This window comes from Clostridium sp., from assembly GCF_040797585.1.
Lineage (GTDB): Bacteria > Bacillota > Clostridia > Clostridiales > Clostridiaceae > Clostridium_Z.
Genome location: NZ_JBFNEO010000205.1, coordinates 1 through 4,893 on the forward strand (window position 1 = coordinate 1; position 4,893 = coordinate 4,893).

Genomic DNA, 4,893 nt, shown 5'->3' on the forward strand with positions numbered 1-4,893 from the left:
GTTGAAAGCCTTGTGGATTTAGATTATCCAAAGCATCTATATGATATATTTGTTATAGCGGATAATTGTACTGATAAAACAGCAAAAATAGCAAGAGAACATGGGGCTAAAGTCTTTGAAAGAGTAAATAAGGATAAAAGAGGAAAAGGTTATGCCCTTGAGTGGATGTTTGATAAAATATTCAAGATGAATAAAAAATATGATGCAGTAGCTGTATTTGATGCAGATAATCTTGTATCTAAGAACTTTCTTAATGAAATGAATAATCATATGTGTGAAGGATACAATGTAGTTCAAGGATATTTAGATAGTAAAAACCCAAACGACTCATGGATAACTCAGGCATATTCAATATCTTTCTGGGCGTCTAATAGATTATTCCAATTAGCTAGAAAGAACCTTGGATTATCTAATCAAATAGGTGGAACTGGTTTCGTTATAAACACTAAAGTTTTAAAGAGACTAGGATGGGGTGCTACTTGCCTTACAGAAGACCTAGAGTTTACTTGTAAGTTAGTTATGAATGGCGAAAAGGTTGGTTGGGCTCATGATGCTATCATATATGATGAGAAACCTTTAAAGTTAAAGGAGTCTTGGAAGCAAAGAAAAAGATGGATGCAAGGATTCTCAGATGTGGCATCTAGATTCTTTTTAAAGCTTATTAAGAAGGGTATAAAGGAAAGAAATATAGTAGCCTTTGACTGTGCACTATATGTAATACAACCATTTGTAGTTTTATTACTAGGAGTTTCACTAGTATTAACCATGGCACAAAATTTTGCTGCAAATGGACTTAACATATTTGCTCTTAATTATTTATTCCCAATTTATATATGGAAGGGATTTTCTATATTCCAGTTTCTTTTAACACCATTTGTAATGGTAGTTGAAGGTAAATTATCAAGAAAGCTTTTTGCACTGCTTGCATTATACTCAGGAAATGTATTTTTCATGAGTCACATAATTGGAGAGAATCCAGACTTTATAGTTGCAGTAGGAGCTCAAGGAGTACTTATGGCTATTTTCTTAGGAGTAACATATATAGCTCTTGGAAAGCTTGCCTTTAAGCAATTTATGTGGTACTTATTATATGGAATCTATACCTTAACTTGGATACCTATAACAATACAAGGTATAATAGATAAGGATAAGAAGGAATGGAGCCATACAAAACACGTAAGACAAATAGGAATATATGATGTATAACCAGTGATTTCACTGGTTATTTTTTTAATTCTAAGGATTAAATTAGTAAGTATTAAAAAATATTTAATTTAAAATAAATATAGATGAGTTTATTGTAATAGTTAAGTTATTTTATGTGATATAGTTTAGAGCCTAATTTCTTATAAATTTAAAATAGTTATTTCATAATTTTTAGGTTATAGCTAGGTTAGTAGGTAAAGAAAAAATTTATAATAAAATATAAAATAATATAACAGGAAAATAAGAACATAAGTTTGACAACATAATAGGATAACATTATACTATTATGTTGTAATGCAAGGTTTGTGAAGGTTATATTGCACCATACATATCTTAAAATATAGGATTAATTATGGTGAGGGGATTTTTAAAAAATATATAAAATAAGAGCCACTAAAGAGTAAATAAACTTTAATTAAATATATTAAAATAAACAAAAGGTTTGGTGTAAGTTATGTTTAAACTAATTGAATACAAAGATTTGGATAAAACTTTAAAAGACTATGCATTAATAGATGTTAGAACTGAGAAAGAGTTTAAGGAAAATACCATTCTAGGAGCAATAAACATACCTCTTTTTACAGATGAGGAAAGAGAGGAGATAGGTACAGTCTACATAAATGAAAGTATAGAAAAAGCAAAGAAAATGGGAATAGAAGCAGTGGCTAAAAAGTTACCACAGATATATGAAAGAATCACAGAAATTTATAAAAATCATAAAAATCTAGTTTTTTTCTGTGCTAGAGGTGGGATGAGAAGTGCAAGTATAACTTCTCTTATGAATGCATTAAGTATAACTTCCTATAGAATAAAAGGAGGATACAAGGGATATAGAGAATTTATAAATAAAGAGCTTCCTAAAATCCATGAAGAGATTAAGTATATTGTAGTTCATGGCAAGACAGGATGTGGTAAGACTGAGATTCTAAATAAGATAAAAGAAGAAGGATATGATATGGTAGACCTTGAATATGCAGCTAACCATAGAGGATCTCTTCTTGGGGGAGTAGGTCTTGGAAGATGTAGAAGCCAAAAGATGTTTGAATCTATTGTATATGAAGAGCTTAAAAATAGAAAAACTAATTATATATTTATTGAAGGAGAGAGCAAAAGAATAGGGAATATAATTATTCCAAGTTATATTTTTGATGCTATGACTGAGGGATATCATATTTATGTGGAAGGAAATATGGAGAATAGAGCTGAGCTCTTAGTTAAAGAATATACAAAAGCTGATAATGCAAAGGAAGAAATACTATCTTCCTTAGATAGAATGGAAAAATACATGGGTAAAAATAAAAAAGAAGCTTATAGTGAACTAGTTCGTCAGGAAAAATACTATGAAGTGTGTATGGAACTTATGAAAAGCTATTATGATCCTATGTACTTAAATTCTATGAAAAAACACCATTTTGATGAAAGCATATATATAGAGAATATAGAAGATGGAATACATAAACTAATTAATTGGTATAAAGATAACATTAAAGATATGTAATTATTTAGCTTTAAATTATGTCTTATGTATAAAGAAATACTTAAAGTTAAGAATAAGAATTAAGCTTAAGTATAGAATTTTTATATAAAGTCCCAATTTTTACCTTTACTTAAACATTGAAGATTATAGGCTTTAAGTAGGGTATAAAATAAGCTTTAGTTAATATAAGATAAACTTATTTATAGAAATTTTTATTAAGAGAATTTAGTTTAATAATAAATATACTTACAGTAAGATTGGAGGATTAATATGATAGACAAGAATGTACAATCTTATGATGTAACAGATCTTACCTCTCTAGAAAAGTTAGAACCAGTTAGAATTAGACCGGGAATGTATATAGGATCCACTGGTAGTAAGGGATTACATCATTGCATATGGGAAATACTAGACAATGCTATAGATGAAATATCCAATGGATATGGAGATAAAGCAACAATTATATTAAATGAGGATAAAAGTGTAACTATTATAGATAATGGAAGAGGTATTCCTACAGGGCTTCATCCAATAAAGAAAAAGTCAGGGGTTGAAATGGTATTTACAGAACTCCATACAGGAGGTAAGTTTAATAATAAAAACTATAAAACCTCTGGAGGACTTCATGGAGTTGGAGCGGCTGTTGTTAATGCATTGTCAAAGTGGCTTCAAGTTGAGATTTATCAAAACGGAAATATATATAGGCAAACTTTTGAATATGCCTATGATAAAGAGCTTAAAAGAGATATGCCAGGAACTCCTACAAGTAAATTAGAGATAATAGGAAAATCTAAGGAAACTGGTAGTAAAATAAGTTTTATGGCTGATAAGGATGTATTTTCTACCATAGATTTTAAATTTGATGTTATTGATGAAAGACTCCAAGAACTTGCTTTCCAAAATAAAGGTATAAGGCTTGAACTTATAGATAGAAGAAAAGAGGAAGAAGTTAAAAAAGAGTATTTTTCTGAAAGAGGACTTTTAGATTTTATAGAATATTTAAATGAAAGTAAGACCCCTCTTCATAGTAATCCTATAATTTTTGAAGGAGAAAAGGTTATAGGTGATTTATCTATGTATGGGGAAGTTTGTATTCAGTTTACAGATTCCACTACAGAATATATAGCAAGTTATGTTAATAATATACCAACTACAGAGGCAGGAACTCATGAAACAGGATTTAAAACTGGTATGACTAGAGCTTTTAAAGAGTGGGCAAAAAAGCTTAATCTTATAAAAGAGAAGGAGAAAGAGTTTGAGGGAGATGACCTTAGGGAAGGTATTACTTCTATTGTAAGAATAAAGGTATCTAATCCTATGTTTGAAGGACAAACAAAAACAAAGCTGGGTAATAATGAAGCTTATACTATGATGAATGAACTTACTTATACTAAGCTTTGTGAGTGGATAGAAGATAATAAGGATACAGCAACTCTTATTATAAATAATGCTCAAGATGCTGCTGCAAGAAGAGAGAAGATAAAGAAAATAAATGAAGCAGAAAAGAAAAAAATAGGTAAAGGAACAGCTCCTTTAGCAGGGAAAATAGCAGTTTGTACTCTAAAAGATAAGAGTGTAAATGAATTTATTGTAGTTGAGGGAGATTCCGCAGGTGGTTCTGCAAAACAAGCGAGAGATAGAAGATTTCAAAGTATAATGCCTTCAAAGGGTAAAATAATGAATACAGAGAAACAAAAGCTGGAGAATGTACTAGCCTCTGAGGAGCTTAAAATCTTTAATACAGCTATCGGAACTGGAACCCTTGATAATTATAAAGAAGAGGATTTAAAATACGATAAAATAATAATTCTATCAGATGCGGATGTAGATGGATATCATATAAGAACTCTATGGATGACTTATATTTATAGGTATATGAAGCCTTTAATAAATAATGGACATTTATATATAGCTATGCCTCCTCTATATAAGGTTTATAAAAAAGACAGAGGTGGACGTGAAAATATATTATATGCTTATAGTGATGATGAATTAGAAAGAGCCAAGAAGAAAATAGGAAAAGGATATATAATTCAAAGATATAAAGGACTTGGAGAGATGAATGCAGATCAGCTTTGGGAAACTACCTTAAATCCTGAAACAAGAACTCTTCATAGAGTTACAATAGATGATGCTTCAAAGGCTGAAAAAATGGTATCTCTTCTTATGGGAGATATTGTGGAACCAAGAAAAAATTATATGTATAAGTA

General features: G+C 29.8%; 3 protein-coding genes. All 3 read left to right on the forward strand.

The annotated features are described in order from the left end of the window. On the forward strand, positions 1-1,206 hold a 1,206-nt coding region (locus tag AB2369_RS11280; protein WP_367666580.1), incomplete at its 5' end, for a glycosyltransferase family 2 protein. Positions 1,207-1,660: 454 nt separating this feature from the next. Further along, positions 1,661-2,704 (forward strand): tRNA 2-selenouridine(34) synthase MnmH, encoded by a 1,044-nt coding sequence (gene mnmH, locus AB2369_RS11285; protein ID WP_367666581.1) that lies wholly within the window; start codon positions 1,661-1,663, stop codon positions 2,702-2,704. Between the two features lie 249 nt (positions 2,705-2,953). Further along, positions 2,954-4,893 (forward strand): type IIA DNA topoisomerase subunit B (locus AB2369_RS11290; RefSeq protein ID WP_367666582.1); only part of this gene is annotated, 1,940 nt, incomplete at its 3' end.

Excerpts from the sequence above, each read along its gene's own strand:
- mnmH (WP_367666581.1), top strand. The coding sequence starts at position 1,661 with ATGTTTAAACTAATTGAATACAAAGATTTGGATAAAACTTTAAAAGAC.